A 26,927-nucleotide genomic window follows, 5' to 3' on the forward strand; every position below is an offset into this window, starting at 1 on the left:
AGAAAAAAATTGAAAGACTTGCTCGATATCATGCGCAAAAAGACGGACTCAGACGGTCATGTACCCGTTGAGTTTGACCGTATCCGTATTGGTCTTGCGTCACCAGAAATGATTAAGTCATGGTCTCACGGTGAAGTGAAAAAGCCGGAAACCATTAACTACCGTACTTTCAAACCGGAACGTGACGGTTTGTTCTGTGCCAAAATCTTTGGTCCAGTAAAAGATTACGAATGCTTGTGTGGTAAATACAAGCGTATGAAATACAAAGGCGTCATTTGTGAGAAATGTGGCGTTGAAGTCACAACGGCAAAAGTTCGTCGTGAACGTATGGGTCACATCGAACTTGCATCTCCAGTCGCGCACATCTGGTTCTTGAAATCACTGCCAAGCCGTATCGGTTTATTGCTGGATATGACGCTACGTGATATCGAACGTGTATTGTATTTCGAATCATACGTCGTGACTGATCCTGGCATGACGCCAATGGAGAAATACCAGCTTTTAACCGATGAAGAATATTTCAACGCGTTAGAAGAACACGGTGACGAATTCAGCGCGAAAATGGGTGCAGAAGCGGTTCAAGACTTGTTGAAAGACATCGATCTTGAAGCGGAAATTGCACGCCTACGTGAAGAAATCCCACAAACCACGTCTGAAACCAAACTCAAGAAAGCTTCTAAGCGCTTGAAATTGATGGAAGCGTTCAAAGAGTCGAACAACAAGCCAGAATGGATGGTGATGAACGTACTGCCAGTACTTCCACCAGACCTTCGTCCGTTGGTTCCTCTTGAAGGTGGTCGTTTCGCGACTTCGGATCTGAACGACCTTTACCGTCGTGTGATCAACCGTAACAACCGTTTGAAACGTCTTCTTGACTTGGCTGCGCCAGATATCATCGTACGTAACGAAAAACGTATGTTGCAAGAATCTGTCGATGCCTTGCTGGATAACGGTCGTCGCGGTCGTGCGATTACTGGTTCGAACAAACGCCCATTAAAATCTTTGGCAGATATGATCAAAGGTAAACAAGGTCGTTTCCGTCAGAACTTGCTCGGTAAGCGTGTCGATTACTCTGGTCGTTCTGTTATTACTGTAGGTCCAACTTTACGTTTGCACCAATGTGGTCTTCCGAAGAAAATGGCACTTGAACTGTTCAAGCCATTCATTTTCGCGAAACTACAAGCTTCTGGCCAGGCAACCACCATTAAAGCTGCAAAGAAAATGGTTGAGCGTGAAACGCCAGAAGTTTGGGACGTTCTTGCTTCTGTGATTCGTCAGCACCCAGTGATGTTGAACCGTGCACCAACCCTGCACCGTTTGGGTCTACAAGCGTTTGAGCCTATCCTGATTGAAGGTAAAGCGATCCGTTTACATCCGCTCGTCTGTGCTGCGTTTAACGCCGACTTCGACGGTGACCAAATGGCGGTACACGTACCATTGACCCTTGAAGCACAGCTTGAAGCGCGTGCCTTGATGATGTCAACCAACAACATTTTGTCTCCAGCCAACGGTGAACCAATCATCGTACCGTCTCAGGACGTGGTCTTGGGTCTTTACTACATCACCCGTGATGCAGTAAATGCCAAAGGTGAAGGCATGGTGTTTGCGGATACGCATGAAGTGAACCGTGCTCTTGCAACCGGTCAGGTAAATTTACATGCCCGCGTAAAAGTACGTGTTCACCAAACTGTGATCAATGACGACGGTGAAAAAGAACATCAAACGATTATTGTCGATACCACACCAGGTCGTTGCTTGCTTTGGGAAGTTGTGCCACAAGGTTTAAGCTTCGAACAGATCAACCTTGAGATGACCAAGAAAAACATCTCAAAACTGATCAACTCTTGCTACCGTAAATTGGGTCTAAAAGATACCGTTATCTTCGCGGATCAATTGATGTACTTGGGCTTCCGTCAAGCAACACGTTCAGGCGTATCGGTTGGTATGGAAGACATGGTGATTCCACCAGCTAAGCATACGATTATCGATAAGGCTGAAGCCGAAGTCCGTGAAATCGAACAACAGTTCGAACAAGGTTTCGTAACTGCCGGCGAACGTTATAACAAAGTGGTCGATATCTGGGCACGCACCAACGACCAGGTTGCTAAAGCGATGATGGACAACTTGTCTTTCACCACTGTGAAGAACAAACAGGGTGAAGATGAGAAGCAAAAATCATTCAACAGCATCTACATGATGTCTGATTCGGGTGCGCGTGGTAGTGCAGCACAGATTCGTCAGTTGGCGGGTATGCGTGGTTTGATGGCGAAGCCGGATGGCTCGATCATTGAAACCCCAATTAAAGCGAACTTCCGTGAAGGTTTGACGGTACTTCAGTACTTCATTTCGACACACGGTGCGCGTAAAGGTTTGGCCGATACCGCATTGAAAACTGCGAACTCAGGTTACTTGACCCGTCGTCTGGTTGACGTAGCACAAGACTTGGTGATCACTGAGCCGGATTGTGGCACTTTAGGTGGCCTAGTCATGACGCCGTTAATTCAAGGCGGTGACGTGATCGAACCATTACGTGACCGCGTATTGGGTCGTGTGATTGCTGATGATGTGAAACGTCCAGGTACAGAAGAAGTTCTGTTCCCTCGTAACACATTGATCGATGAGAAAATTGCTTCTTTACTTGAAGAAGCGGGTATCGATGAAATCCGCGTTCGTTCAGTCGTAAGCTGTGAATCTAGCTTCGGTGTCTGTGCGAAATGTTACGGTCGTGACTTGGCACGCGGTCACTTGGTGAACCCAGGCGAATCTGTCGGTGTTATGGCAGCGCAATCGATTGGTGAGCCAGGTACACAGTTAACCATGCGTACCTTCCACGTGGGTGGTGCAGCGAGCCGAACTTCTGCCGCGAACAGCATCCAAGTACGTAACAAAGGTACAGTACGTTTCCATAATGTGAAAACCGTACAGCACGCCAAAGGCCATCTGGTTTCAACCTCTCGTTCAGGCGAGATTGGTATTGCCGATGAGTTAGGCCGTGAGCGTGAACGCTATAAGATTCCATATGGTGCCAACATCATTATCAAAGATGGTGAAGCCGTTGAAGCTGGTGGAATTGTTGCGACTTGGGATCCGCATACCCATCCATTGGTTACAGAAGTTGCTGGTAAAGTCCGCTTCTCGCAAATTGCCGATGGCGTAACAGCGACTTCGAAAACTGATGATGCTACAGGTATGACCACCGTTGAAATCTTGCCTGTGACTTCACGTCCTGCATCAGGTAAAGATTTGCGTCCAGCGATTGTGTTGGATACTGCAGATGGTGGCGAACAGTTCTACTTCTTGCCACAGAACACGATTGTGACTGTACGTGATGGTGAAACCATTGGTGTCGGTGACGTTATTGGTCGTGTCCCACAAGAATCTTCACGTACCCGTGATATTACCGGTGGTCTGCCACGTGTTGCCGACTTGTTCGAAGCACGTAAACCAAAAGAACATGCGATCTTGGCAGAAGTGTCTGGTATCGTGAGCTTCGGTAAAGAGACCAAAGGTAAGAACCGTTTGGTAATTACGCCGGATGATGGTTCTGAGATCTATGAAGAACTGATTCCGAAATGGCGTACCATCAACGTGTTCGAAGGTGAACATGTGAACCGTGGTGAAACCATTTCCGATGGTCCACAAAACCCGCATGACATTTTACGTCTGAAAGGTGAAGTGGCGTTGACCAACTACATCGTGAACGAAGTTCAGGATGTTTACCGTCTGCAAGGTGTAAAAATCAACGACAAGCACATTGAAGTCATCGTACGTCAAATGTTGCGTAAAGTTGAAATTACCGATGGTGGTGATACAAGCTTTATCAAAGGCGAACAAGTGGATTACATCCGCGTAGTTCAAGAAAACCAAGCAGTACTTGCCCAGAACAAGTTCCCTGCGAAGTTTGAACGTCAATTGATGGGTATTACCAAAGCATCGCTTTCTACTGATTCGTTCATTTCGGCTGCATCGTTCCAGGAAACGACGCGTGTGTTAACTGAAGCAGCTGTAACCGGTAAAGAAGATGACCTGCGTGGTTTGAAAGAGAACGTTGTCGTGGGTCGTTTGATTCCAGCGGGTACAGGTCTTGCTTATCATTTGGAGCGTCGTCGTCAGGAAGCCGAAGCTGCAGAGCATGCTTTAGTGAATGACTTCTCTGAAGTGGATCAAGCTTTTTCTCAAGCTTTAAACCAAGAGCAATTCTAAGTTTAAGCTAATGATCAAAAGAGGAGCCTGAGGGCTCCTTTTTTTGTTGTGATCGATCTTATCTTTTTACAAAATTAGCCCCTATTTACTCTAGTTCGCTACATATGCTTACGTATTACTTCATCATTTGATCTTATGCTAAAGAAAGGGAAAAATAAGAGGGAAGATCTCATGAAAAAGTCTTTAGCGATCGTCTTCATGATGATGACATCCGGTCTACTTTTGACCGGCTGTGAAAGCATGAGTACGGCTGATCAACGGATCGGTGCAGCGGCACTAGGTGGCGCTGTTGGTGGTGGCGCAGGAAATGCTGTGGGTGGTAAAGTAGGTGGTGCAATAGGTGCAGCTGTTGGTGCTGGTGTGGGAGCCAATTCGCAAGGCAGTAGCAAGACCACGACGACGAGCAGTGCAATTGGTGCCGGGATTGGGGCAATTGTAGGTGAAGCTGTCATTGGAGGGAATGCTGGTGCTGCCATTGGTGGAGCGATTGGTGGGGGGGCCGGTGCAGCCATCCAAGAGAAAAAATAATTTTCTTTTACAAAAAGCGCTGATCAGGCGCTTTTTTTTTCATTCTTAAGATATATAAAAAACCATAGAAAAGAACCTGTTTAATTTTTGTGATATAAATATCCCTTATTTTTCGAAAATTTGTCTCATTAGTATAGTTTATTTAATTTATTCTTAATAAAAAAGAAGTAATTTTATAATGTATTCTGGTTAATAAATCATATTAAATCACTCGGATTAATAATAATTAAACTTGATTAACTTGGTTGGAATTTAAAACCAACCGTATTGGTCTATTTAAAATAAATATTTATACAAAACAATATATTAAAAATATTTTATTAAATAAGTTAATAATAAGTATTGCCTAAAATTGAAACCCATGTTTTTATTAATGGTATGAATTAAAGGGGTGTTTATTATGTTAAAACAAGCTGCAGTTATTACATTATTAGGTCTTTCTTCTGCCACTTTTGCGGGTGGTTGGCAAGTTAAGGTAGGTGCGAGTGCAATCGCTCCATCTGGTGAAAGTGATTTGGCAGGTGGAAAAGTTCCTAATGTTGAAGCAAGTAATGAACTTGCATTTACACCATCAGTAGAATATTTCTTTGCGGATACGCCATTTTCTGCTGAATTGCTTTTAGCTACCCCAACATCTCATGATGTAGAAGCTGGCTCGGTTAAAATTGCCTCATTGAAGCAATTACCACCAACACTCACAGTAAAATATAATTTCAAAAATTCAACACGTTTCACTCCTTACGTAGGGGTTGGTGCTACGGCATTTATTCCATGGGATGTAGAAGGTAAAGGTCCACTTTCAGCTTCTAAAGTAGATGCTGATACTGCTTATGGTGTAGCTGGTCAAGTCGGTTTCGCTTACCAACCAAAAGATGCGAAAAACTGGGGTGTGTATGTAGATGCTCGTTATGCGGACATTAATACTGATATCACAGTAGATGGTAATGATGCTGGTAGTTTGGATGTTAACCCATGGGTTTACACTTTAGGCTATAGCTACAAATTCTAATAATTAATAATAAAAATTATCATAATAAGATAAGAAAAATTGCGCAGCCCTATTGGAATAACAATGGGGCTTTTTTATTGAATTGAATATTAAAAAGTTACATTCTTTCGTTTAACAAACTTAAAATAAGTCCTCGCTAAGCTCAGTAGACCGACCGTCTTTAATAAAGTGAAGATAAAAATGCCAAGATGGATAATTTGTATATTCCTGCTGAGTCATATAGGAATATTCACTCAGGCACAGGCAGCCAGTTTTCGCTGTGAATTGGCTAAAACCAAAACTGAAGTGAAGATTTGTGCAAACCGTAGCTTGAATGATGCAGATGTGAAAATGGCAACCACTTATCAAATTCTGATCCGTCTGGTTCCCATGGGAAACCGTAACATTATTCAGGAAGAACAAGTAAAATGGCTGCATTTGCGTAATCAATGTCTGGGTTCATTTCACTGTTTGCAACGTCAATATTTGTTACGTCAACAAGCCTTAGAACTTCATATGAATCGTATTTATCAACAGGGCCCATTTTGATGAGCAATGAAAGTAACAACAAAAATAAAAAATTTATTTTTTAGGATTGAAAAATTTAACAGCTCCTCCATTTCATAAGGCATCGAATAAATATGACCTGTGAATGTTAAGGAGTGATCTATGAGTGAGCAGAGCAATACACAACATTATAACTTCCAAGCGGAAGTGGCTCAGCTTCTACATTTGGTGACCCATTCTCTTTATTCTAATCCTGAAATTTTCTTGCGTGAGCTGGTATCGAATGCTTCGGATGCCTGTGATAAATTGCGCTTTGAAGGCATTAACCATCCAGAATATTATGAAAATGATGCAGATTTGCATGTGCGCATCTCGCTGGATAAAGAACAAAAAACATTGACCATTTCTGATAACGGGATTGGTTTGAGTCAACAAGAAGCCATTGATAATTTAGGAACGATCGCCAAATCAGGAACTAAAGACTTTATGTCCAAATTGACTGGTGATCAAAAATCCGATGCCCAACTGATCGGTCAATTCGGGGTAGGGTTTTATTCTGGCTTTATTGTGGCAGATAAAATTACCGTTGAATCCCGTCGCGCCGGTTTAGCAACCGATGAAGCTGTACGCTGGATTAGCGGTGGAACGGGCGCATTTGAGGTTGAAAAAATTCAGAAAGCTTCTCGTGGTACGGACATTATCCTACATTTGCGTGAAGATGCGCTTGATTATCTCGAATCGTGGAAAGTTAAACAGATTATTAATAAATATTCTGACCACATTAGCTTGCCAATCCAGATGCAAAAAGAAGTCTGGCAGGAAGACGAAGCCGCTGAGGGTGAAGAGTCAAAAGGCGGCCAGATGGTTAAGACGGATGAATGGGAAACCATTAACTCCGCGAGTGCTTTATGGACACGCAATAAAAACGAGATTAGTGAAGACCAATATACTGAATTCTATAAAAATCTCAGCCATGCCTTTGAAGCGCCATTGGCTTGGACACATAATCGTGTAGAAGGCAGTACCGAGTATACCCAGCTACTTTATATTCCAGCCAAAGCTCCGCATGACATTTTTACCCGTGAAGCGAAAGCTGGTATCAAGTTATATGTAAAACGCGTGTTCATTATGGATGATGCGGATAATTTGATTCCGAATTATTTGCGTTTCGTTCAGGGCGTGGTGGATAGTGCAGACCTTCCGCTCAACGTGAGCCGTGAGTTATTGCAGGAAAGCCGTGATGTGAAAACCATCCGTGAAGGCAACACACGTCGTATTCTGAACTTGCTGGATGGGTTGGCAAAATCGGAAGATGAAAAAGATCAGGAAAAATTCAAGCAGTTCTACCATGAGTTCGGTGCCGTTCTGAAAGAAGGCTTGGGCGAAGACTTTGCCAACCGTGAGCGTATATTGAAGCTGTTACGTTTCGCGACTTCAAACCATGATGATGTAGCTACTTCTTTTGCCGAGTATAAGGCTCGCATGAAAGAAGGACAAAAGGCGATTTATTATGTGACAGCTGAAAGTCTGGCGGCAGCGAAAAATTCTCCGCAGCTTGAGCTTTTCAAGAAAAAAGGGATTGAAGTCCTGTTAATGGCAGACCGTGTGGATGAGTGGGCGATGAATTTCGTGCATGAATTTGATGGTACACCGTTACAGAACGTTTCTAAAGGTGCTGTAGATTTGGGTGATCTGCAAGATGCCGAAGAGAAAAAAGCCCTTGAGCAAGCTGCTGAACAATTCAAGCCCGTCGTTGAACAATTGAGTAGTGCGTTAAAAGACAAAACTCAACAAGTTCGTGTTACGACGCGTCTGGTTGATTCGCCTGCCTGTCTAGTAACAGGAGAGGGTGAGTTGTCCCCACAATTAATCCGTATGTTAAAGCAGGCGGGCCAAGCTGTGCCGGAAAGTAAACCAATTCTGGAAATTAACCCAGAGCATCCATTGGTGAAAAAACTGGAAGGCTCGGAGCAGTTTGATGACTTGGCCAATGTGATTTTTGATCAGGCGGTGATTGCAGAAGGGGGGCTACCAGAAGATCCTGCTGCTTATGTAAAACGTATTAATAGCCTGTTGTTAAAATAATTCTCTTAGAATAAAAAAACCCTGAATATTCAGGGTTTTTTTATGACTATTTAAAATAGAGCTTCAAGGCGTAGTAGGGCACTTAAGTAATGGTCGCGGTCTTCCCGATGATCATTGAAATAGTTAAGATCTCCTTGGACATAGAACCATTCACGCCATAAAGGTTGCCGCCAGGAGACAAATGGCCCCCAACTGTTCAGACGCAAATCACTGTTATTATAAAAACCACCGGTATACAGCCCATAGTTAAAACGGTTGCCTGCAAAAAACTGGTGTTGACGGAAAGTACGGTTGTCCCATGTCAAATCATCCTCTTGTTCATCCGCATAAGTCAGATCAAACTGGTTGGCGAGAATTGCCTGGTTTGGATGAGCATGAACCAGTTGCAGGTTGGTTCTCAGGTAATTTTCACTGTCAATGCCGTACCGGTAAATTTGTTCAGCATAAAATGTGAAATCATTGCGTAACGGCCACTCTTTTGAGGCTTTGGCTCGTACGTAGAGATCATCGCCAGAGCGTAAACCCAAGTCGAGTTCAGTTTGGAAAGGTAAACGTGAGGAAAATTCAGACCAGCGCAATGCAAAGGAACTGTTTTCTTCGCGGCTGCGTTTTTCATCAATGACTTTATCCGTTTCTTTGTTACGATTTTCATTGGTAATCGCAACGTTATTGCTCAGTTCGTTGTCGAGAGAGTCATCACCAAAGACTAGACTAAGCTGGCGTTCTAGGGTCGGTAATTTGATTTTGCCGCGGATCCTTGGCTTGATTTCGTAGTCATCATATTTATTCCAGCGGTTATCCAGAATTACCCTTAAGCTCGCTGTCCCAGGTTTGTTAGGGTCAGATTCTCCAAACCAGCCATCAATTTTATGTGCTGTGTCATCTGCCCAGTGCCGGATGCCTTGTTGTTTTTGGTCAAACCAGGTTTGATTTTCTGTTTCTATTGTTGGTGGCACAATATTCTGGGCTGACTCGGGTGGCAGAATGGTTGGCGTGGCATCGATCCAGCGTGGAATACGGTCGAGCAAATGGTTGCTCTGATAGTGAGGTTCTAGGTTTGTATCGGTATTCGCTGGTACTGGAGCAGGGTTAGCGTAGCTGAGTACCTGTTCAGCCAAGGCAACTGGACTCAATACGCCAAGTAATGTGCATAAAATTCCCTGAGGCACAAATCGTAATGTTTTTTTCATCATGCTGTAATCTTTATTATCTGTCTTGTTGTCTATAACTGTTGTTGATTCCTTCCCTGAAATCAAGAGCTAACAACAAATTTAAGCACTTTTTATCTGATTTGTACCCTTTGAACGCTGCATGATACTGTTGAACAGGACTTCAGCTTGAACGGGCATTGACAACTCCTGTAAGGCCTGTTGGATCAGTTGCCAAGAAATTCCGGACTGACGATCTAACATGAGATACGGTACAAAGATTTGTTCAGGGAAAGACTGCAAACGTGACAGACCATGTACCACTCGAATCTTTTGTCGCTCTTTGAGGAGGATTAATGGGGTTTCTGCACTCGCTGGCATTTCATCAAAGGCAATAAATTTATGGGTGTGTAATGCAGTGACAGGAACATAGCCACGATACTGTTCACGTTGCCATAAAAATTTATCTTCTGAACTATATTGCTCAAATACAGCATCGATATTATTTAATGAATGGCGAATTCCTGACCAATCGAGCGTTTTGCAGGAGATCAGTTCATGGCGTTGATGGTGACTGAGCTGGTTCAGTAAACGTAAGGCTTGCACTTGGCTTTGTGCACCCAGTAGAACGAGATAAGCAACAAATTGTCCTTTTTTATTGATTTGTTCTCCGACATATATTGGATTCTGTGTCAGTTGTTCACTTTCATAGTGGCAGCTGTAGAGGCGTAAGAAAGCTGAACAATCAGTAGGTTGGCAGTCTAATTGATACAACTGTTCGGATGCTTGTGTTCCTAGTTTTAACTGCTGGACCTGAACGTGTAAGCCATCAAGCAATAAATGCTTTGGCACAGTTTTAGGCTTGCTGAGTATAGGCGTTACAGTAGGGGGAGTCGGTTCACGTTGTATAGGTGTGGATGCTGTATTAATTTCGGTTGGTAAAGCGAATGCTCGTTCAGCAGTCTGGCTCAGTGAGGCGGAAATTGTTGGGAATGCGGTGGATGGTTCGTTAATTTCCAGAACAGGAACGATGGGGGTGAGCTGTTCATCGGGTAGTATCAGACCATCTTGTACATTTTGCTCCAGCCATTTGAAGCATTCTGCCAAACTCGATGCGCTAAAAGATCGGGTCTGTTCACGTTCTGGATGAGCGAATGCGATGAGCCAGCCGGATTTCTTATGATAACTCAGCCCCCAACGTGGAGCACTGGCAGCTTTCAGCTGTTGTTGTAATTCATCGGGGGTATTGAAACGGCCACAAAAACTGAGTTGAAAATGGCTGTTGAGGAGATACTCCTGCAAAGCCTGATCTGGAGATAAGCGCTCTTTCAGGGCTTGTTGCTGTTTCTGGAAAATGCAAGGATCACAGGATTGAAAAATATTTTTTAGGCGCTGTGTTGCCTTAGCCCGCTCAAATAACGTCAATGAGGGCTGTTGCAAAATCTGGGTGAGTTGTTGAACTTCCTGAATAAGTCTGGCTTTTTCAATCAGGCTCATGCATTTCTCTTATACATACTCAAGTGCTTGTTCTAGATAACTGGCCAATACAATATTAAGAACCATCTCTAGTAATTTAAATTCACTTGAAGCGGGCTGTGGATGCTGCTCTGCGAGCGTTATTAAATGTTCGAGATCGGCCTGTAGAGGAGGCAGCTGACCTTGGATAATCGCCTGAAGTTGTTGCATGCTGCTAAAACCTTCATGTGACTTATTTTGTGCGTTTATTGATTATAAGGTTTTAGCCTCGATTTGCATGGGCAAGAGTCGTCATTTAACTGAGGAAGAGATTGATAAAAGGTTGAATGATCTCGTGTATTGATCGTTATTTTATGGTTGTTTTGTGAAATGGTTTTGGTTTTTTGGGTAAGGTGACTGGCATAAAGTATCATCTCGTTTGAATTTGAAACAGTTTTCGTAATGAAGATGAATTCTCTATTTAATAAATACAAGATATATGAAGTTGATCGCTTGGTATAGAGTTTTGTAATGGATAAGTTCCCTAAAAAAATATAAGCAGATTTGGATTTTTTTGCATTTCTATGGGAAACAAATTTATAAGATAAACTATAGAGCCTACTGAAAGGACAGAAAATTCCTTTCGAATCTTATCGCAATCAGTGAACTGATCTTTTTTACTGTGATGTTTTTACAATGACATTAAAGATCAGAGTCTTAGTATGCCAATAGGTGCATTCGGAATGTGAAAGGAAGGAATGATCTTAATCGGTATTATGGAAAGACCTCACCGATCTAAGGCCTTCCCAAGGCGATTGAATTAAGCTGATTTTTTGAACCAGTTAAACCAGCCTTTTTTCTCTTTTTTTACTTCTGCTTGAGACGCTTGTGGTTGTAATTCAGTTTTGGCTTGAGCAGGAGTGTGCTCAATCTTATTCTCGATTGTTACAGCCTCTTGTTGAGCGGGTGCTGTCGAGGCCGCTAATTTTTCTTTGGCTACGCTAAGCTGTGCGGGTACTGGAGGGACTTGTTGTTGTGCAGTTTCCACTTTCAACTCAGCAGCCGGTTTTTTCAGTTCCGCATTTTCATGAGCCAGTTGAGCTCGCTCTTGACCGTGCTGTTTGGCCATTTGCGCTTTTTGGCTCGCTTCCAATTGTGCTGCTTCTGCATGAACAGGCGCTTGCATCATATTTTGCATGGCCGGTGCTGTCATTTTATGTTGATGTGTTTTTCCAGGTTCAGCCAGCGCATAACTAGAACTTGCAAGGACTGCCACAGATAAAACACTTTTCACTACTGTCATGATCTTTTACCGTTTCTTATTAAATGAAGCTGAAGAAAAATTAAATAGGCCTCAGCTGAAATCAAGTGTAGACCTGTGCTGATTGAAAAACTGTGTAAAAATACGCCGTTTTCTGTTGAATGATGGGTGATTAAGCAATCTTTACAATTATGTAACACAGGTCAGGTGAGGACTCATCGTTTTGAGGAATGCTGTCCTGTGCTGTTAGAAAATAATTTCCAGCAACACAGGTCAGGGATTAGTGACTGTAGGATGAATGTGTGGATTTACATTTACGTTGATACCAGTTACCTGCAATCCCGCCCAACAGTGCACCGCTAAATGTACCGAATACAGGGAGAATACGCCCTGCTACCGCACCGACCAGTACACCGGTCATGGTTGGTGAGATCGGTAAGGCATTGAGTGTACTGAGCGCCTGTTGTTTCATGCTTTGCTTTGTCATATCTGTTGCAGCCAAGGTGTTTTCGGCATTTTCATTACTGACTTCAGTTGTATCCTGCTGGGGTGTTTGATGGTCAAGTGTAGACATAAGGATTCTCTCTCTGTCAAAAAAAACAATTTCATTATGCTAAAGGGATTTATTCTGCTGGATGTAGTGAGGCTGTAATTCTGGGCAGATTTTTAGTAACTTTTCGCCGCTTTCTGTAGTTTTATTTCAGCATGATTAAATCACACGCTAGATTTTTCATTTTTTAAGTTATTTAAATATATAAATATTTTTAATTAATGGTCTGTCGGGCCAGTATAGGTATAAATTGAAGATATTGCTGTTTGCAAGGAATAAGCAGGGTTGTGTATGACTCTGGTGAGCGTTATTTAATTTTCAGGTTTTTCCTTAAAAGTGGCGTTAACTTAGAAAAACAATAAAATCATCTGAGGGTAAACTTATGTCGATTGCAAAAGTTTTGGAAATAACAGCGACCAGTAACCGTAGTTTTGAAGATGCGATTCAGAGTGGTATTGCCAAGGTGACTGAAACGGTACAAAACGTTCAAGGCGCTTGGATTAATGAGCAGAATATCGTGATTAAAGACAATGCTATCGTTGAATACCGAGTGAATTTAAAAGTAACTTTTGTCGTTGAATAAGCTTTCTTAACGCCAAAAAATCCCCATCTCAGATGGGGATTTTTTTATGCCTAATCGCTTTATGCCACTCGAAATAGTTTATTTCTCAGGCAGTTCACAATTGTCAGTTTCACATTGTGCAGCCGCCTCTGTGCTGACCTCAGCGTGTTCCATATCATGTTGAACTTTGCTGAGCACTTCGGTGAAAACTTCTAACGGCTGAGCGCCTGATAGGGCAACGCGCTGGTCAAAAACGAAGAATGGAACGCCATTGACCTTAAGTTGTTCTTTGGCAATTTGCTCATCATGACGCACAAAATCGGCAAACAGATCGGTATCCAGCACATATTCGACTTCAGCTGCATCGAGACCAATTCGCGCTGCCACATCTTCAACCGTTTCACGCTCCCCAATCGGTAAGCCTTGGGTCATATAACTATAGAAAAAAGCCTCTTGTGCCTGATGGCCTAGCCCTTTGCTCTGCGCCAAGTGAATAATGCGGTGGGCATTAAAGGTATTTCCCGAGTTGGCTTGTTGCCAGTTAAATTCAATGCCTTCTTCGGCAGCCATTTCTGCAATGCGCTGCTGCATCTCCTGCATGTCACTCAGGCTACGGCCATATTTCTCTGCCAGTCGTTCAGTATTGCTGATCGCATGTTTTTCTGGTGCATCTGGATCAAGTTCATAACTGTGCCAGTGGATTTCAAGTTCGATGCCGGCTTGTTGTGCCGCCTTTTCAAGACGTTTCTTGCCGATATAACAGAACGGACAGACCACATCAGACCAGATATCTACACGCATGGGAATTCTCGATGGTTACTTGAAGCAAAATGATAGGGGGATCGGTCGTGCTTTAAAAGAGGAGAGCTGCAATTAAATTGTTGTGCTGAATTCAAACATAAGGGAGTGACGAGGAAGGAGGCTTTTATCGGATTTAGGTAAAATTCAGCCACCGCGGTCAGATTGATGGTCTAAGATATTCAAAAAGCAGAGATTTGGAGAGAGCAATGCGCCGTATCTTTCTGATTTTAGGTTTATCGGTTGTTTTGGTATTTGGTTTGCTTTTCTATCAATACCAGTTGCAGCAACGTGAGGCAGCCGAATTGCAGGTCTATCAAGCGGTGATGCAGGAAAAGATGACTCTCATTTACCAGCAAGCCCAAGACTGGTCCAAGCCAATTCATGTGCCCATCCAAGATCAACGTTTGCAGGATGACTATCAGATTATTGCCAATTTTGTATTAACACAGGTGATACAGAATGCTGAGGCCCGCAATGCTTATTTACGGGCATTGGAGGCAGCACAGTGGCCACGTTTTTTACAGATCGAGCGCCTTGATCAGGATCGTCAGCACAATTTCCGTGAAACGGAACAGATGCTCAAACAGGTACATGCGATTACTGAACGCTATCAACAGCAGAGCCAGCTCCGAGAACAACAGGCACTAGAACAGGCGAAAGCCTTGCCCATCAAGGCACGTTTTCGTAAGCAACTGGCACAAAGTCTGCGAGAAAGCCATGAAAGTGACCAGACCTATGCTTTATTTGCGTTGGAATTACAGGTTTTAACGAAAGCAGATGCGATGTTTGACATCCTCAAACGTGATAAATGGGTACGTAAAAACAAAACCTTTATGTTTGAAAATGCGCAGGCGGTCAAACAGTTTAATGCTCTGTACAAAGATGTACTGAGTTTAAATGCACAAATGGAGCGAATTAAAAAACAGAATATTCAGGCAGTTGAGCAGAAGCTATAAGATCACCATCTATCGGAAAATCCAGCATTTTTAGGCAGATGTCACAGAGCATTCAATCTTCTATTCTAGGCTTAAGACCGTGGACATAGATCACCCATCTGATCGGCAGGATTTGATATGAACACCATCCAAGTCTTTGATGAGCTTCAACAGAAATATGCTCAGTATCTGGAAAATCAGCATTATCCTAAACTGGAACGGTTAAATAACTGGGGCAAAAATCGATTTTTCTTTCATCAATATTTTCATCTGATCGAAGATCAGCATCAAACTGAACAGATCGTCATAGAGTTCCATCAGCGCCAATACTGCTTACAGACTGGCAAGGCACCAGATTTTATGGATCAGGAAAAGTATATGGCCTGGCTGATACAAGAATTATGGCATTAGAAAGGTAAGTTGGCTTTGGACGCTTGATCGGTCGCTGGATGTCATCGAGACTTTTTTCAGCTTGATGACCGATAAAAGAATCCCCGCACTGGACGGGGATTCTTTTTATTTCTTAGATCAGTTAAACACGCTCGATAATGGTGGCGATCCCCTGACCTAGACCAATACACATGGTAGCCAGACCGATTTGGGTGTCTTGTTGTTCCATCACATTCAGCAGGGTGGTGGTGATACGTGCGCCTGAACAGCCGAGTGGATGACCTAAGGCAATGGCGCCGCCATGCAGGTTAACGATGTCCTGTTTATCATACAGTCCCAGACCTTTTAGAACAGACAAACCTTGAGCAGCGAAGGCTTCATTAAGCTCGACCGTTTGAATATCACTGATGCTCAAACCCGCACGTTTTAAGGCCTTTTGTGTGGCTGGAACCGGACCATAGCCCATGATTGCAGCATCACAGCCTGCCACGGCCATAGAACGGATCACCGCACGTGGTTTTAAGCCGAGGGCTTGTGCACGTTCAGCAGACATTAACAGCATGGCTGAGGCACCATCGGAAAGTGCGGAAGAGGTTGCCGCCGTGATAGAACCTCCTTTTGGGTCAAAGGCAGGTTTGAGTGCTTGAAAGGCTTCTAGGTTGGCATCGGCACGGATGACTTCATCAATGTCACAGAGGATTTTAAAACCGTTGGTATCGTGGCCCTCAATACCGACGATTTCATTTTTGAAAGCACCGCTTTGAGTCGCTGCCCAGGCACGGCGGTGTGATTCCACACCAAAAGCATCCTGTTCTGCACGGCTAATCCCATTCATCCGGCCGAGCATTTCCGCAGTCAAGCCCATCATGTTGGAGGCTTTGGCATAATGCTTGGAGGCTTCCGGGTTAATGTCCACGCCATGCATCATGCTGACATGTCCCATGTGTTCAACACCGCCAATAATGAAGATGTCACCCTGGTTGGTTGCAATCTGTCCTGCTGCGGTATGAATCGCTTGCATCGACGAACCACATAAACGGTTGACCGTTTGACCAGCTACGGTTTTTGGCAAGTCGGCGAGCAGGCTGGCGGTGCGTGCAATATTCCAGCCTTGTTCGAGGGTCTGGTTGACACAACCCCAGATCACGTCTTCAATTTCATTCACGTTAAACTGGTTACGTGCAACCAGCGCACGGATCAGTTCGGCGGACATGCTGTCAGCACGGACATGACGGAACATGCCGTTTTTCGATTTGCCCATTGCAGTACGTACGCCATCTACAATCACAACGTCACGTGGATTTAAAGTAGTCATTCACGTTGCTCCTTAACCGTAGAATTTCTGATTATTTTCAGCCATGTCACGTAGCATTTGCGGTGCTTCGTAGGCTTTGCCCAGATAGGCGTACTTGTTGCACAGCGCGACATATTCGGCCACACCGGTCTGGTCGATATAACGACATGGGCCACCACGGAAGGCTGGGAAGCCAATCCCCATGATCATGGCCATATCGGCTTCGGCCGCAGTCGCGACAATCTTATCTTCCAGACAGCGCACGGTTTCGTTACATAACGCCAGCATCATGCGATCAATAATGTCCTGCGGATCGAACTCACGTTTTTCACCGGTCACGACGGGTGCAATAATGTCGTAGGTGCTTGGGTCAACTTTTTTGGCTTTTTTACCTTTTTTGTCCAGTTCATAGTGATAGAAACCGACATCATTTTTCTGGCCCAAACGTTGTGCTTCATAGAGGGTTTCAATGGAGCCTTTGAAATTCGGTTTCATGCGATCCGGGAAACCTTCGGCCATGACTTCGGCACCATGCACGCCGGTATCGATCCCGACCACATCCATCAGATAGGCAGGACCCATCGGCCAGCCAAATTTTTCCATCACTTTGTCGATTTGCTGGAAATCTGCGCCGTCTTTTAGCAGTAAGTCAAACGCACCAAAATACGGGAACAGTACGCGGTTGACCAGGAAGCCCGGACAGTCATTGACCACGATTGGGGTTTTCCCCATTTTTTGTGCCAAGACGACTGTGGTCGCGATTGCTTCATCCGAGGTTTTCTCACCGCGGATCACTTCCACTAAGGGCATCATATGCACCGGGTTAAAGAAGTGCATGCCGACAAAGTTTTCCGGACGCTGCAGCGCTTTAGCCAAGCGAGTAATAGAGATGGTCGAGGTGTTGGATGCAATGATGGTATTGTCACGAACCTTGCTTTCGGTATCACGCAGCACGGCTTCCTTGATTTTTGGATTTTCCGTGACTGCTTCGATTACGATATCGACTTCTTTAAACTCGTCATAGCTTAAGCTTGGACGGATGCGTGCCAGAGTTTCGCCCATTTTGGCGGGTGTGAGTTTCTGGCGTTCCACCTGTTTGGTCAGTAACTTGTTGGCTTCTGACATGCCCAGTGCAAGCTGTGGGTTGCCAATGTCTTTCATGATGATTGGCGTGCCTTTCACTGCGGATTGATAGGCAATCCCACCACCCATAATGCCGGCACCCAGTACAGCCGCCTGATTGACTGGATGTGCGCCTTTTTCATATTTTTTCGCAGTCTTTTTCACGATCTGGTCGTTCAGGAACAGACCAATCAGAGCCTCAGCCTGTGGTGTGACTGCGACTTTGGCAAAGTTTTGTGCCTCAATTTTAACGGCTTCATCACGCGGCAGGCTGGCTGAGGCTTCGAGTGAATCCAGTAAAATTTTTGGTGCCGGATACTGTGCCGGATTGGCTTTGGCAAACACCACACCGCGTGCACTGTTAAATGCCATCATTTGTTCAAGTGAGCTGAGTTTGACTGGGTCAATTTTTTCCTGACGTTTGGCACGCCAGTCCAGACGCCCCGCAATTGCCTGTTTGACCAAATCTAATGCCGCAGCCTGGAGCTGGTCGGCTGCCACGACCGCATCTACGGCACCATCTTTCAGGGCGGCTTGTGCTTTTTTCGGTGCGGCCAGTGTCATCCATTCAATGGCATTATCAATCCCGATGACACGGCTCAAACGGATGGTTCCACCAAAGCCTGGAATCAGGCCCAGTTTGATTTCAGGCAGACCGACTTGTGCCTGCTCCGCCATCACACGGTAGTCACACACCAGACACATCTCAAAACCACCGCCGAAGGCAATGCCATTGATTGCGGCAACTTTCGGAACATCGAGATCTTCAAATCCGCTAAACACATCATGACTTGGCAATAACCAGTCGACGATGCCCTGTTCACCTCGAGCGAAGTTTTCATCAAATTCAGTGATGTCCGCACCGACAATAAATGTGGATTTGGCCGAAGTCACGATCAGACCCTGAATTTCTGGATGTGCTTTCACGGCATTAATTGCGGCCTGAAAATCTTCAATCGTTGCACGGTTGAACTTGTTAACCGACTCACCTTGTAAGTCAAAGCGGAATTCTGCAATTCCGTCCGCAAGCATCTGGACGGTAATGGCATTGCCAGCGTGGATCATGCCCTGATCTCCTTTATTTTGGAGGACTATTTTGTTGATGTCATAAAGCGGGTGTACCTGTCCTGCACACCTCGAGGTTCGCTCAATCTTACGATAACTGTCCGGAAAATAAATATCACAAGTTGTATCAAGCCGTGACGCTAGGGTCACTAATTTTTTGTGGCTATGCTTGCTTAGTTGATCAGATTTTTTAGGCAAGTCTGATGATGCTGAGAAATCGTTCTGTTTTTATGGGATTTTTTAACCCGGGAGGAATGGTTCAGGGATGAAATGTTTACGGATTTCTGGCATTAGCTTTACAAATTTTCGGTCAAAATAGTCAATCCAAGTGATTAAGCCACCATTGGATTGTGCCAAAAAGGACACGGCAGCGTTGCAGGATTGTGGATGGCGTGTTGCTGTTTTTTTGCTAGAATCCGCACAATTTTCAATGTTTTCTTGCTTTAAGGCCGGCTTTTTTAAGTCGCTTAACGCTGTGTCCTGTTAGTGAGTGGTCATATGATTAAATGGATCATCCTCGCGATTTTCGTGATTTCCGCCCTGTATATTCAGCATCGCGGTAAAGTGCGTCACTCGTTTTATCGTCAGTTTTTTGACCATTCAACGCTGCTCGCCCCGATTAATTTCCTGATGTACCTGTTTTCCAAGGTGCCGAACCAGCCTTATATCGACACCCAGTATTTTAAAGATCTGAAGGTGCTGGATGAGAACTGGGAAATGATCCGTGATGAAGCCAAGGCGTTGTATGCTCAAGGCGGCATCAAGGCATCCAGCACTTATGATGATTTAGGGTTTAACTCGTTCTTTAAAACTGGCTGGAAACGTTTTTATCTGAAATGGTATGACTCGGCACATCCTTCTGCCGCAGAGTTGTGTCCGAAAACCACGGCCTTGCTGAAAACCTTGCCTTCGATTAAGGCGGCGATGTTTACCGAACTTGCACCTGATAGCCGTCTGGTGCGTCACCGTGATCCGTATGCAGGTTCTTTACGTTATCACTTGGGCTTGATGACGCCAAATGATGACCGTTGTTTTATTGATGTGGATGGTCAGCGTTATTCCTGGCGTGATGGCGAAAGCGTGGTGTTTGATGAAACTTATATCCACTATGCCGAAAACAAAACTGACCAGAACCGGATTATCTTTTTCGCTGATGTGGAACGTCCGCTTAAATCCAAACTGCTGGAAGGTTTTAATCACTGGTTTGGACGTAAGGTGATGACGGCAGCCAGTTCACCGAATGAAGCAGGGGATCAGACAGGTGGCCTCAACAAACTATTTGGTTATGTTTACCAAATCCGTATTAAAGCCAAGGCGCTGAAAAAGTCCAACCGGACTTTGTATTACATTCTGAAATGGGTGCTGATGCTGGGAATTTTCTTCCTGATCTTTATTCGGCCTTATGTGTTTTAGATCTTCGATCAAAACGCTCCGCATGGAGCGTTTTTTTATGGCCAAGCATGTGACTGATTTTACAAAAATCTAGCCAAAACCTGATGAACTCCAATATGATGCAAAAATCATCTATACAATAGAAAGCGGGTTTAACATGCGCATCAAACAAGGATTATTTGGGGTTGGACTTCTGGCGTTCGTGGGCTTGACCCATGCGACAACGTGGACTGCTGAAAGTCCTTATGTGGGACGGGTGAATGCTGGTATTTCTGGTGGTGCAGTTGTGCAATGGCAGTGTGACGGGCAACGTTGTGAAATGTCCGGCCCTTGGGGGGCTGGGCTATCCATGGAATCTTGCCAACAGCTGGTGGCAAAAGTCGGGCCGATTCAGAGTTACCGTAATTCAGCAGGTCAGGCCTGGGCAGCGGGTTCGGCGGAATTGGCGCAATGTAATCAGCTATCTCGTGCCGCCCCTGCAATCGGAATGAATACCTGGTATGCACAAAGCAAACATCAGGGGCAGGTTATTACGCAAATCCCGGGTGGCGTGCAGGTGGTCTGGAACTGTAATGGCCGTGAATGTGCGATGACTGGTCCTTGGGGAGCGGGGTTGTCACTAGAAGCCTGTCAGGATCTCACTCGCAAAATTGGCAAGATTCAGAGTTACCGTAATTCAACCGGACAGCAATGGAAACAGGGTTCAAAAGCATTGGCTGCCTGTAACGCTGTGGCACCTTAACGCTTCATCCATGCAGTTCCCCAACCGATGCTGTTATGTGGTGAGGGGAGCTGTCGCGATCACGTGTAATTGTCCTTGCTGGCAATCGATTTGCACCTCAAGTTGTTCAGGATATTGCAGAAAATACGCCGCAAGTACCGGTTCTAGTTCGGTACGCATTTTACGCGCCAGATGTCGGGCACCAAAACGGATGTCATGGCCTTGGTAAAAATGGGCTTGGGCCGCTATGCTGAGCTGAACCCGGCGTTTCTGGTGTTGCAGGCGCTGATTGAGTTTTTCCATTTCGATCTCAACCAGACGCGGCAGGGCATTTTCCTGAACCGGAAGATAATGCAAGGTGCGGTCAATGCGGTTTAAAAATTCTGGATCAAACTGGCGGTGTAACACTTTTTCAATCAAACGCTGTGCGGGCAGGCGTTTTAATAACAGACTTTGTGCCTTTTCTGGGAGATAACTGAGTTTGTCCAGATATTCCTGTGCCGCACGCGCACCGACATTACTGGTCATGAAAATCATACAGTTGCGAAAATCGAGGGTTTTGGTGCCTGCAGACAAGGTCAGTTTTCCGGTATCAAGCACATTCAGTAAACTGCGAATGACTTCGGTACTGGCTTTTTCCAGTTCATCAAATAACACGATACCTGGGCGAGTATGCGAGCCTTGAATGGCCACTTCATCAAACAGCGTGTTGCCTTCTTTGGAACCTACGTAGCCGGGAGGGGCACCGGTCAGTGCCGCCGCATAATGTTCCTGTGCTAGCGTGTTCATGTCGATCCGGCAAAATGCATCACTACGGCCATAAATGGCTTCACTGATTAGACGCACAGTTTCGGTTTTGCCTACGCCGGTGGGGCCAAGCATCAGGGTGACAGACAAAGGACGTTCCGGATTGGAAAAATCCGCTTTCACCACCCGCAGCATTTTTTCGATTTCACCCAGCGCCGTGTCCTGCCCGATAATCCGTGCCCGTAAGCGCTGCATCACCTGCTGTGGCTCAAAATGAAAACGCGGTTTACCGATCATTTTATCCTTGGCGGATGCTGTGGTATTCGGTATGAAAGGCTGAGCAAAAGACGGGGTTGGGGATTGGGTCGACATGCGGTTACTTCTTCATCCGGCTGTTGCGCAGAGCATAACAAAATTGTCTGAAACAACTTATAGACTTTAGCAATTAGATGATTGTTCCGGGCTATAGCATTGTTGTGCGCGGGGAGCGTTAAAAAGTCCGGTTTGCGTTCTGTTACTAGTTCTCCAAGCTTGATCCAAAGATTGTGGGTTTAGTTTTATAGGTAACCTTGAAAAATAGGAACGAAGCAGCACATCATGTCACAGAGCAAAAGTGATGACAGAAATAGGCTGGATGTGAACGAAAACGCACGTGAACATATTGAAAAGATTTTGGCACATATGACTCAATTGCCTGGCGTATATAAAATGCTGGGCAAGGACGGAGAGCTGTTATATGTGGGCAAGGCCAAAAATCTGAAAAACCGTGTCTCCAGTTACTTCGTCAAAACCATTGAGCATCCGAAAACCCAAGCCTTGGTGGCACGGATTTATGATATTGAAACGCTGGTGGTACGCAGTGAGACCGAAGCGCTGTTGCTCGAACAGAACCTGATCAAGCTGCACCGTCCACCGTACAATATCCTGCTGCGTGATGACAAATCCTACGTTTATATTTTTGTGTCCAGCGACCAGCCCTATCCACGGATTGCCAGTGGTCGTGGCAAGGGCAAGCATGCGGTGGGCAAGTTTTTTGGTCCTTACCCAAGTGCCTATAGTGCACGGGATACCCTGTTGGTCCTGCAAAAACTGTTCAATGTGCGCCAGTGTGAAAACAGCTATTTTGCTCAGCGTAAACGTCCTTGCTTGCAGTATCAGATCAAACGTTGCTCCGCGCCCTGTGTGGGGCTGATCAGCCCTGAGGCTTATCAGGAAGATGTGAAAAACTCGATCCGCTTTTTGCAGGGGGATACCCGTGAGTTGAATCAGGAGCTGATCAGCAAAATGGAAGCGGCAGCAGAACAGCTGGAATTTGAAAAAGCCGTTTTTTATCGCGACCGTTTAGGACTGTTACGTGAAGTACAGGCACAACAGGCCGTATACAAAATCAAAGGCGAAGCGGATATTCTGGCCATTGCCCATGCGGCGGGGGTGACCTGTGTGCAGATCATGTATGTGCGTAATGGCCGGATGCTGGGAGGCAAGAGCTATTTTCCGGATATGCTGAGCGATGATCTGGGGCAAATGTTGAGTGATTTTATTGCCAACTTCTATTTTCAGGTGGCGGATGAAATCCCGGTGGAACTGATCGTGAATGTTGAACTGCCGGATCGACAGGAGCTGGAAGCCGCTTTTCAACAACAGTTTGACAAGAAAGTTCAGATTAAACACAAAGTGCGTGAAACCCGTGCTGAATGGCAAGAGCTGGCCGTGATGAACGTGCAGCATGCCATCAAAGGACAGTTATCAAATCACTTTGAGCTGAATGAACGTTTCCATCAGCTGGAACAAGCGCTTGGCCGTTCAGTGGATCGGATCGAGTGTTTTGATATTTCCCACACCATGGGTGAAGCCCCGATTGCCTCCTGTGTGGTCTTTGACCAAGGTGGGGCACGTAAGCGGGATTACCGCCAGTTTGCTATTGAAGACATTACCGGTGGGGATGACTACGCCGCGATGCGTCAAGCTTTAACCCGGCGCTACAAAAAGCATATGCTGCCAGATTTACTCCTTATTGATGGCGGTAAAGGCCAGTTGCATATGGCGATGGACGTCATGCAAGAACTTGGCCTTGAGGCTTTTATGGTTGGCGTGTCCAAGGGGGAAGGGCGTAAACCTGGACTGGAAACTTTACATTTTACCGATGGCACAAAAATCCAGTTACCAGAAGACAGCAAGGCACTCCACCTGATTCAGCAGGTACGCGATGAAGCCCATCGTTTTGCGATTACTAAACATCGTGCCAAGCGGGATAAGCGCCGTGCTGGCTCCGTGCTGGAAGCTATTCCGGGTTTGGGGCCAAAACGCCGTCGTGATTTGCTGACCCATTTTGGCGGGATTCAAGGTGTACTCAAAGCGTCAGAAAAAGAACTGACCGTGGTGCCGGGGCTCGGTCCGATGATGGCACGCACCATTTATAAAATTCTGCATGAGTAACCTGGCGATCCTGTATCAGAGCAACCCGTTGAAACTTTCCGGATGTTTTTAGTATCACATTCTTCGCAGTCCATTTTTTGTGAACAGATTGGTTGCCCTTGTTTCGGAAAAACTCTGACTTATTTCGGGCTTTTGACCTTTATCTTGCATTTGTTCGCATAAAATTGGCATTCACCTCCACTCGTGAACAAGACAGTCTCTGGATCAGATCGGGTTGCCTAGTCGACACTTTCTGGCATTTCGTATAAAGTGACGCCTATCCAAGAGGGATAAATCCTCTATTTTTGCAGGTTGCATGTCGCGAGATGCAACACGGGGACAACACTGGCGGTGTCTATGACAACAGGTCGCATCCTGAATATTCCAAACATTTTAACGCTGGCACGTATTGCACTGATTCCAGTGTTTTTACTGATTGCCTACTGGCCTCCTGCCATTGGGATTGGTGGAAGTACGGGTGGCATGACTCGACATATTTTACTGACCGCAATCTTTGTGCTGGCAGCGGTCACGGACTGGTTTGATGGTTATCTGGCACGGACCTTAAATCAGACGTCTGCCTTTGGCCGTTTTCTAGATCCGGTGGCAGATAAACTGATGGTGGCGGCTGCACTGATTGTCTTGGTGCAATGGCAGCCGACCATTTCCATGGCCTTTGCTGCGATTGTGATTATCTCGCGCGAGATTACTGTTTCTGCGTTGCGCGAATGGATGGCTGAGTTGGGGGCACGTACCAGTGTCGCTGTGTCAACTGTTGGCAAATATAAAACCGCCTTCCAGATGATTGCGATTAGTGTATTCCTGCTGAACTGGCCACCGCTAGAGATGCTGGCCTATGGATTGCTTTATACCGCTGTCGTCTTAACCCTGTGGTCGATGTTTATTTATATGAAAGCCGCCTGGCCCTATTTAAAACAACCGTAAGATGAGCGAAATTGCCTTTCTGTTGAAAGGCTTTTTTATGCCTTGTAGATTGTTCTCATTGATATGTGGAGAAGAGCCCATGCATCTGGATCTGTTTGCACCCCAGCCACAGCAAAATCTTCTGCCTTATGACGGGGACGTGCAGGATTACGGTCTCGTGCTGAACTGTACCGATGCGAGTGCCTATCTTGATTATTTTTTACAGCATCTGCCATGGCGTCCTGACCAAGTCAAACTCTATGGTCGCCAGATCCAGACGGCACGGCAAATGGTCTGGTACGCGGATCAGGCCTGCAATTATGCCTATTCGGGTGTGACACGACAGGCCTTGCCCTGGGATTCGCGTTTATTGCAGCTCAAACAGCAGATTGAACGGGAAACCGGTGAGCAGTTTAATTCCTGTCTGGCCAATTTATATCAGGATGGTACACAAGGGATGGGTTGGCATCGCGATGATGATATGGGGCTGGCTCCGACTACCAGCATTGCTTCGCTCAGTCTCGGGGCGACACGTAAATTTGTTTTTCGTCATCTGCATACTCATGAAAAGGTGGAAATCCAGTTACAGCATGGCCAATTGATTTTGATGAAAGGGGTCACCCAAAAATATTGGCAACATGCCTTGATGAAGTCGGCCCGGGTCAGGCAACCCCGTATCAATCTCACGTTTCGCCAGTTTCAGTTCTAAGTTTTGTCCCGGGCAACAGGCATAAAAAAGCCCGTGCTAAGCATGGGCTGGCCAGAATTTAACATTAGGGCTTCAAGCCTTGCGGGTCACGATACCAGCTCTCGATCAACAGAGCAGCGGCCAGACTGTCAGCCGCCAGACGTTTTCCACGACCTTGAGCCTGATAGTGTTCCAGTTCATCCCGCGCCTCACGGGTAGTTAACCGTTCATCCACCATCAGGGTTTCAATATGGGTCTGATGATGCAGTCGGCGGGCGAACTTGCGTGCACGGGTAGACAGCTCGGATTCAGTGTCATCCATATTTAACGGTAAACCGACCAGAAATAGATTAGGCTGCCATTCCTTGACCAGTTTTAAGAGATGGTTCCAGTTCGGAATGCCATCTTTCATCGCAAACAGGGGTAGGGGATTGCTACTGTGGATCGTGGACTGACCCACAGCCATCCCCATTTTTTGTGTGCCGAAGTCAAAGGCCATGATCAGTTGTGGTGCTGTTAAATCAGGCATGACCGATCTCTGAAGCCAGCCAGGTACGGTCAACGCCCATTTTTTTATAGGCGGCGTCCCAACGGTCGCTGTACGGTAAATTAAAAATCAGATCCATGTCGGCATCACAGATCAGCCAGTCACCGCGTGCGATTTCTTCTTCCAGTTGGTGTTTGCCCCAGCTGGCATAGCCTAAAGCGATCTGATAGCGTCCAACCCCTTCATTATGCGCAATCGCATCCAGAATATCTTTACTGGTGGTGATACAGACATTCTCACCTACGGCAATGGAAGAATGCCAGGTTGGTTGACCAGTATGCAGGACAAAACCCGCTTCTGGACGTAAAGGGCCACCTTGCAACACTTCATGCGGTTGCACATTGTCGGCATCAATATCCAGATCATTCAATAGTTCTTTAATCTGGATGCCCGATGGCCGGTTAATAATAATGCCTTGCGCACCATCTGCATCATGTCGGGCCACATAAATCACGGTGTTGGCAAAGTTTTCATCGGCCAAGTCGGGTGGGGCAATCAGACAACGATGCATCAGATATTGTTTTGTCACCTAAGCTGTTCTCCTAAAATCAGCGTGTATTCTTTGCAGTCTTAACCGTCATCAATGGCGGTAAAATGCC

At 45.5% G+C, this 26,927-nt stretch carries 24 protein-coding genes; 13 read left to right on the forward strand and 11 right to left on the reverse strand.

The features are described from left to right. Positions 1-9: 9 nt before the first annotated feature. The 5 genes from rpoC to htpG all read left to right on the forward strand — a co-directional run bounded on the left by rpoC (position 10) and on the right by htpG (position 8,311). Complete coding sequence (gene rpoC, locus PGW99_RS01125) at positions 10-4,203, forward strand: DNA-directed RNA polymerase subunit beta' (RefSeq protein WP_273778247.1); 4,194 nt, start codon at positions 10-12, stop codon at positions 4,201-4,203. A gap of 171 nt (positions 4,204-4,374) precedes the next feature. After that, on the forward strand, positions 4,375-4,731 hold the full coding sequence (locus PGW99_RS01130; RefSeq protein ID WP_273778248.1) for a DNA transfer protein p32: 357 nt from the start codon (positions 4,375-4,377) through the stop codon (positions 4,729-4,731). Positions 4,732-5,131: 400 nt separating this feature from the next. Next, a complete protein-coding gene (locus PGW99_RS01135) occupies positions 5,132-5,740 on the forward strand; it encodes an OmpW/AlkL family protein (RefSeq protein WP_273778249.1) in 609 nt (202 codons plus the stop codon). A gap of 180 nt (positions 5,741-5,920) precedes the next feature. After that, positions 5,921-6,268 (forward strand): lysozyme inhibitor LprI family protein, encoded by a 348-nt coding sequence (locus PGW99_RS01140; RefSeq protein WP_273778250.1) that lies wholly within the window; start codon positions 5,921-5,923, stop codon positions 6,266-6,268. Between the two features lie 120 nt (positions 6,269-6,388). Beyond that, positions 6,389-8,311 (forward strand): molecular chaperone HtpG, encoded by a 1,923-nt coding sequence (gene htpG, locus PGW99_RS01145; RefSeq protein ID WP_273778252.1) that lies wholly within the window; start codon positions 6,389-6,391, stop codon positions 8,309-8,311. 50 nt (positions 8,312-8,361) lie between these two features. Here the strand turns inward: htpG and PGW99_RS01150 are convergent, their stop codons facing one another. The 5 genes from PGW99_RS01150 to PGW99_RS01170 form a co-directional block, all read right to left on the reverse strand. After that, positions 8,362-9,468 carry a hypothetical protein gene (locus tag PGW99_RS01150; protein ID WP_443098215.1) on the reverse strand — a complete coding sequence of 369 codons (1,107 nt, stop codon included), beginning with the start codon at positions 9,466-9,468 and terminating at the stop codon, positions 8,362-8,364. Positions 9,469-9,582: 114 nt separating this feature from the next. Then, complete coding sequence (locus tag PGW99_RS01155) at positions 9,583-10,956, reverse strand: hypothetical protein (RefSeq protein ID WP_273778253.1); 1,374 nt, start codon at positions 10,954-10,956, stop codon at positions 9,583-9,585. Positions 10,957-10,965: 9 nt separating this feature from the next. Then, the gene (locus PGW99_RS01160) at positions 10,966-11,145 is read right to left on the reverse strand and encodes a hypothetical protein (protein WP_273778255.1); all 180 of its coding nucleotides are present in this window, start codon (positions 11,143-11,145) and stop codon (positions 10,966-10,968) included. A 589-nt stretch (positions 11,146-11,734) separates the two neighbouring features. Then, positions 11,735-12,217 (reverse strand): hypothetical protein, encoded by a 483-nt coding sequence (locus PGW99_RS01165; protein WP_273778256.1) that lies wholly within the window; start codon positions 12,215-12,217, stop codon positions 11,735-11,737. Positions 12,218-12,455: 238 nt separating this feature from the next. Next, positions 12,456-12,749, reverse strand: coding sequence for a hypothetical protein (locus PGW99_RS01170; RefSeq protein ID WP_273778257.1), 294 nt, complete (start codon positions 12,747-12,749; stop codon positions 12,456-12,458). 358 nt (positions 12,750-13,107) lie between these two features. Here PGW99_RS01170 and PGW99_RS01175 point away from each other — a divergent pair, with 358 nt between their 5' ends. Beyond that, the gene (locus tag PGW99_RS01175; RefSeq protein ID WP_273778258.1) at positions 13,108-13,308 is read left to right on the forward strand and encodes a dodecin family protein; all 201 of its coding nucleotides are present in this window, start codon (positions 13,108-13,110) and stop codon (positions 13,306-13,308) included. A 78-nt stretch (positions 13,309-13,386) separates the two neighbouring features. On the opposite strand, the gene PGW99_RS01180 is transcribed toward PGW99_RS01175, so the two are convergent. Further along, a complete protein-coding gene (locus tag PGW99_RS01180) occupies positions 13,387-14,088 on the reverse strand; it encodes a DsbA family oxidoreductase (RefSeq protein ID WP_273778259.1) in 702 nt (233 codons plus the stop codon). A gap of 206 nt (positions 14,089-14,294) precedes the next feature. Here PGW99_RS01180 and PGW99_RS01185 point away from each other — a divergent pair, with 206 nt between their 5' ends. Together PGW99_RS01185 and PGW99_RS01190 are read left to right on the forward strand one after the other, a co-directional pair. Continuing rightward, positions 14,295-15,044, forward strand: coding sequence for a hypothetical protein (locus PGW99_RS01185; protein WP_273778260.1), 750 nt, complete (start codon positions 14,295-14,297; stop codon positions 15,042-15,044). A gap of 117 nt (positions 15,045-15,161) precedes the next feature. After that, a complete protein-coding gene (locus tag PGW99_RS01190; protein ID WP_273778261.1) occupies positions 15,162-15,434 on the forward strand; it encodes a hypothetical protein in 273 nt (90 codons plus the stop codon). A gap of 121 nt (positions 15,435-15,555) precedes the next feature. On the opposite strand, the gene fadA is transcribed toward PGW99_RS01190, so the two are convergent. Next, on the reverse strand, positions 15,556-16,728 hold the full coding sequence (fadA, locus tag PGW99_RS01195) for an acetyl-CoA C-acyltransferase FadA (protein WP_273778262.1): 1,173 nt from the start codon (positions 16,726-16,728) through the stop codon (positions 15,556-15,558). 12 nt (positions 16,729-16,740) lie between these two features. Beyond that, positions 16,741-18,894 (reverse strand): fatty acid oxidation complex subunit alpha FadB, encoded by a 2,154-nt coding sequence (gene fadB / locus PGW99_RS01200; RefSeq protein WP_273778263.1) that lies wholly within the window; start codon positions 18,892-18,894, stop codon positions 16,741-16,743. A 498-nt stretch (positions 18,895-19,392) separates the two neighbouring features. On the opposite strand from fadB, the gene lpxO reads away from it, so the two are divergent. Next, the gene (lpxO, locus tag PGW99_RS01205) at positions 19,393-20,307 is read left to right on the forward strand and encodes a lipid A hydroxylase LpxO (protein ID WP_273778264.1); all 915 of its coding nucleotides are present in this window, start codon (positions 19,393-19,395) and stop codon (positions 20,305-20,307) included. A 136-nt stretch (positions 20,308-20,443) separates the two neighbouring features. Next, positions 20,444-21,028: a hypothetical protein gene (locus PGW99_RS12410; protein WP_273778266.1), complete on the forward strand. Its 585-nt coding sequence runs from the start codon at positions 20,444-20,446 to the stop codon at positions 21,026-21,028. Positions 21,029-21,061: 33 nt separating this feature from the next. Here the strand turns inward: PGW99_RS12410 and PGW99_RS01215 are convergent, their stop codons facing one another. Continuing rightward, the gene (locus tag PGW99_RS01215; protein WP_273778267.1) at positions 21,062-22,126 is read right to left on the reverse strand and encodes an AAA family ATPase; all 1,065 of its coding nucleotides are present in this window, start codon (positions 22,124-22,126) and stop codon (positions 21,062-21,064) included. 264 nt (positions 22,127-22,390) lie between these two features. Here PGW99_RS01215 and uvrC point away from each other — a divergent pair, with 264 nt between their 5' ends. The 3 genes from uvrC to PGW99_RS01230 all read left to right on the forward strand — a co-directional run bounded on the left by uvrC (position 22,391) and on the right by PGW99_RS01230 (position 25,802). Beyond that, positions 22,391-24,190, forward strand: a complete 1,800-nt coding sequence (gene uvrC, locus PGW99_RS01220) for an excinuclease ABC subunit UvrC (RefSeq protein WP_273779384.1) — start codon at positions 22,391-22,393, stop codon at positions 24,188-24,190. Positions 24,191-24,526: 336 nt separating this feature from the next. Next, complete coding sequence (gene pgsA, locus PGW99_RS01225; RefSeq protein ID WP_273778268.1) at positions 24,527-25,114, forward strand: CDP-diacylglycerol--glycerol-3-phosphate 3-phosphatidyltransferase; 588 nt, start codon at positions 24,527-24,529, stop codon at positions 25,112-25,114. Positions 25,115-25,193: 79 nt separating this feature from the next. Further along, positions 25,194-25,802 carry an alpha-ketoglutarate-dependent dioxygenase AlkB family protein gene (locus PGW99_RS01230; RefSeq protein WP_273778269.1) on the forward strand — a complete coding sequence of 203 codons (609 nt, stop codon included), beginning with the start codon at positions 25,194-25,196 and terminating at the stop codon, positions 25,800-25,802. Between the two features lie 64 nt (positions 25,803-25,866). Here the strand turns inward: PGW99_RS01230 and ruvX are convergent, their stop codons facing one another. Together ruvX and PGW99_RS01240 are read right to left on the reverse strand one after the other, a co-directional pair. Then, complete coding sequence (gene ruvX / locus PGW99_RS01235; RefSeq protein WP_273778270.1) at positions 25,867-26,310, reverse strand: Holliday junction resolvase RuvX; 444 nt, start codon at positions 26,308-26,310, stop codon at positions 25,867-25,869. Further along, complete coding sequence (locus tag PGW99_RS01240; protein ID WP_273778271.1) at positions 26,303-26,857, reverse strand: YqgE/AlgH family protein; 555 nt, start codon at positions 26,855-26,857, stop codon at positions 26,303-26,305. The genes ruvX and PGW99_RS01240 overlap by 8 nt, the downstream gene beginning before the upstream one ends. Positions 26,858-26,927 lie beyond the last annotated feature (70 nt).

This window comes from Acinetobacter sp. GSS19 (assembly GCF_028621895.1).
In the GTDB taxonomy this organism is placed as follows: Bacteria; Pseudomonadota; Gammaproteobacteria; order Pseudomonadales; family Moraxellaceae; genus Acinetobacter.